General features: G+C 43.5%; 5 protein-coding genes. 3 read left to right on the forward strand and 2 right to left on the reverse strand.

The window, feature by feature from the left end; genetic code table 11:
• Window positions 1-331: 331 nt before the first annotated feature.
• Window positions 332-1,027: a DUF305 domain-containing protein gene (locus tag ACYTXL_RS05920; protein ID WP_461923895.1), complete on the reverse strand. Its 696-nt coding sequence runs from the start codon at window positions 1,025-1,027 to the stop codon at window positions 332-334.
• Window positions 1,028-1,102: 75 nt separating this feature from the next.
• A complete protein-coding gene (locus ACYTXL_RS05925) occupies window positions 1,103-1,267 on the reverse strand; it encodes a hypothetical protein (protein ID WP_461923896.1) in 165 nt (54 codons plus the stop codon).
• 142 nt (window positions 1,268-1,409) lie between these two features.
• Here ACYTXL_RS05925 and ACYTXL_RS05930 point away from each other — a divergent pair, with 142 nt between their 5' ends.
• From ACYTXL_RS05930 to ACYTXL_RS05940, 3 genes are all read left to right on the forward strand, one after another.
• Complete coding sequence (locus ACYTXL_RS05930; protein ID WP_461923897.1) at window positions 1,410-1,994, forward strand: Uma2 family endonuclease; 585 nt, start codon at window positions 1,410-1,412, stop codon at window positions 1,992-1,994.
• Between the two features lie 182 nt (window positions 1,995-2,176).
• Window positions 2,177-3,151: a cysteine synthase A gene (locus ACYTXL_RS05935; RefSeq protein ID WP_461923898.1), complete on the forward strand. Its 975-nt coding sequence runs from the start codon at window positions 2,177-2,179 to the stop codon at window positions 3,149-3,151.
• A gap of 455 nt (window positions 3,152-3,606) precedes the next feature.
• On the forward strand, window positions 3,607-3,768 hold a 162-nt coding region (locus tag ACYTXL_RS05940), incomplete at its 3' end, for a DUF5331 domain-containing protein (RefSeq protein ID WP_461923899.1).

A 3,768-nucleotide genomic window follows, 5' to 3' on the forward strand; every position in this document is an offset into this window, starting at 1 on the left:
TCATCTGAATGAGGTACACAAGGGCGGGCAGGATGCCCACCCCACAAGATTTCTCATATTAAGATGTGTACTTAATTTACCTGCAAAGTGCTGTATGTTGTGGTGGAGCGATCGCGGTTGATTAAATAGCAGTGTTCTATAGCGGTGCGTTAGGCGCTTTCAAGCATTGCTCATCCGTGTCAACTTAACCTAAATCGGCGGTTTCTAACCGCGTCTACACGATACTTTACCCACCTCGTGGGTTACAAAAAAGTTTTAACCTCAACCATATCCCCAGAGGTTAAAGTAACTTCAACAGGCTGATAGGCGTTGACATTTTGTACATTACGAATTATTGGTTGTACCAGGCTTTTCGCCACTGCTGCATTTGCTTAATCTCTGTATTTTGTGCTTTGATAATTTCTTGGGCTAATTGCTTAATTTCAGGGCGCTTAGACTTACTTAAGGTATCTTGCGCCATTGTTACAGCCCCTTCATGGTGAGGAATCATCGCATTGATAAAGCGCAGATCAAATTCAGCATCAGCTGTACCTAAGTTCTGACTCATCATCATAGTTTTCATTTGGTCAGACGACATTTCCATCATGTGACCCATTTGACTGTCATAAGCCATTGGTTTATCTCCCGCCTTGGGATACCAAGCTTGTCGCCACTGCTTCATCTGAATGATTTCTTGGTTTTGCGATTTGATGATAATGTCTGCTAGTTTTTTGATTTCAGGACGTTTTGATTTCTGCTGCGCTTCTTTAGCCATTTCCACAGCCCCTTGATGGTGAGGTATCATCGCATCGAGAAACCGTAAATCAAAATTAGCATCGGCTGGGCCTAAATCCATTCCCATGCTGTGATTCATGCTACTACCGTGGTTCATCTGTTGCTTGTCGCTAGCATTGGTAGCAGTTGCGTTTGGGACTTGGCTTTCCTTCTGGGAAGCAGTATTGGTACAGGCTGTAATTAATGCACCGGCAGAGGCGATCGCAGTCAAGGTTAACGCCAAAAAGCCATTCCTTAAAGATAGCAGTTGCATAAATCTCACCTAACAGTTTCCTAATTCTATATTTACTTCTTAGCTTTGCAGCCAGAAATGAAATTAGGATGAAATCTAAAGATCATCACGAAATTTCGCCTCCACTTCTTCTTTCCGTGGAGAGGGAGAAGCTTTGGGTGGTGGTGGAGAAACAGATTTACCAGTATTCTTAGCAGTATTTTGATATTGTTGCTCACAGCTATTTTCAGGTAAATAGACCACGCGGTAGGGGCACAGCATGCTGTGCCCCTACGACAGATGTGGTTCAAATACATGAAAACTGCTGTAAGCTTGAATGCCAGCAGCAATTTAGTTAATGAATTGCGTGAGAATAAGAAATAAAAGCCAGTCGGGTAGACAGCAAAACCTAGAGGAAATCATCATGCTTTCATCCCCTTTAGTTGTGCAAATTCCTCCCTCAATGCAAATGACAGACGAGCAGTTTTTTGACTTTTGTCAGGTGAATCGTGACCTACGCATTGAGCGGAATCAATTTGGAGAAATATCAATTATGTCCCCCACTGGTTCAGAGACAGGTAATCGTAACTTTAACGTTGCCTTACAGCTAGGAGTTTGGGCAGAAAAAGATACTACAGGTATTTGTTTTGACTCCAGCACAGGATTTAAGTTATCAACAGGTGCAGAGCGATCCCCTGATGCTTCCTGGATTAAACTGGAACGGTGGAATGCTCTCTCGCCAGAACAACAGCAAAGGTTTGCCCCTATCTGTCCAGATTTTGTAGTTGAACTAAGATCGTCTTCTGATAACCTCAAACCCTTGAAAGAGAAAATGGAAGAATATATGAGAGAGCCAGGAATACAGCTAGGCTTGCTAATTGACCGCAAGCATCGCCGAGTCTACATTTATCGTCCCGGTGTCCTAGAAGAATGTCTGGAAAATCCTGCGACTGTTAGCGGTGAATCGGTATTGCCTGGGTTTGTTTTGAATATGAGTAAAGTTTGGTAGTGTCAAAATAATATTTGTTAATGTGAATAGCTATTACACAGAGAGGCGTGATCAAATCCCTAGCTTTATTTGTTATTCATGGAAAACAATAGAATCAAACCAAGGAGATATTTAATGAAGTGGCGTGTATGCCACTGCTATCAGCCAAAATTTTTATAGATGCTCACACAGGTACAGTTAAAATGGATATTAAAAATGGCTTCGTCGGCGCTGTTGGCAACACACCTCTGATTCGCTTAAACAGCTTCAGTGAAGAAACCGGGTGTGAAATCCTTGGTAAAGCAGAATTTCTCAATCCTGGCGGTTCCGTCAAAGACCGCGCCGCACTTTACATCATCGAAGATGCCGAAGAGAAAGGTCTACTCAAACCCGGTGGCACGGTTGTCGAAGGAACTGCTGGTAATACTGGCATTGGACTAGCACATATTTGCAACGCCAAAGGCTACAAATGCCTAATTATCATTCCCGATACCCAGTCACAAGAAAAAATAGACGCACTGATAGCACTAGGAGCAGAAGTCCGTCCCGTTCCTGCTGTACCCTACAAAGACCCGAATAACTACGTCAAGCTATCTGGGAGAGTCGCTGCTGAGTTAGAAAATGCCATTTGGGCGAATCAGTTTGATAACTTAGCCAACCGCCGCGCCCACTACGAAACCACAGGGCGGGAAATTTGGGCGCAGACAGATGGTAAAATAGATGCCTGGACAGCTGCAACTGGTACTGGTGGTACTTTTGCTGGGGTGGCATTGTACTTAAAAGAACAAAATCCGGCGATTAAATGCGTTGTTGCCGATCCTCTGGGTAGTGGACTTTATAGCTATATCAAAACCGGGGAAATCAAAATAGAAGGAAATTCCATCACCGAAGGCATCGGTAACGGTCGTGTCACAGCCAATATGGAAGGCGCACCTGCTGATGATGCTATCCAAATCGATGACAAAGAAGCTTTACGGGTAGTTTACCAACTATTGAGGAAAGATGGGCTGTTAATGGGCGGTTCAACGGGTATTAATGTTGGCGCAGCTGTTGCTCTAGCGAAGCAGTTAGGCCCAGGACATACCATTGTCACCATCTTGTGTGATAGTGGTTCCCGGTATCAGTCGCGGATATTCAACCCGGAATGGCTAGCCTCAAAAGGACTTTCAATAAATTAGTCATTAGTCATTAGTCCTTGGTCATTAGCAAGCTTCCGACTTTTGACAAATCATCAAGAACAAAGGATAAAGGACAGATGACCAACATAACTCAAAGAAACCTCACCCTGGTTCTGCTACGCAAAACCTGTCCCTCTCCGTGAGTTCGGAGAGGGAGTAATTAGTAAGGAGAGGGACTAAAGTTAGGACTCTTTGAGGTTTTGTTTTGGCTAATTCGATGACTTGTGTATACACGGTAGCTTTTTAAGGGGGGGGATCTTAAAGAGCCAACTTTTTAAGGGGGTTGGGGGATCTCTTGTGGGTAAGTCCTAATTTACTAATAGAAGAGTATTTGCTCGGTGGTCAAAGAGTTAAATAGATGCTTTATGATCGCGTAACACCGTCAGGTTTCATCCTCAGAAATGAAATTAGTTAACAATAGGTCTACAATCTTGTTGACTGAAATGAGGCATTCAATGAATATCCAGCATCTGCGTCAATCTTTAAAACAAAACTGGCTGATTTACTACCAGCAAAATATTCCCTGGCTGGTCAAAATGCGAATTTGGGGTACTTACGATGGTCTGCGGCGTCCTTTGTCCGGTTTTATTTTGGCAACACTGTCTGTTTTGGAACCC

Source organism: Nostoc sp. (assembly GCF_054880495.1).

What these genes read in the sequence shown, in the direction of transcription:
- ACYTXL_RS05935 (WP_461923898.1), top strand. Translation starts at nt 2,177, where the DNA reads ATGGATATTAAAAATGGCTTCGTCGGCGCTGTTGGCAACACACCTCTG.
- ACYTXL_RS05925 (WP_461923896.1), bottom strand. Translation starts at nt 1,267, where the DNA reads ATGCTGTGCCCCTACCGCGTGGTCTATTTACCTGAAAATAGCTGTGAG.
- ACYTXL_RS05930 (WP_461923897.1), top strand. Translation starts at nt 1,410, where the DNA reads ATGCTTTCATCCCCTTTAGTTGTGCAAATTCCTCCCTCAATGCAAATG.
- ACYTXL_RS05920 (WP_461923895.1), bottom strand. Translation starts at nt 1,027, where the DNA reads ATGCAACTGCTATCTTTAAGGAATGGCTTTTTGGCGTTAACCTTGACT.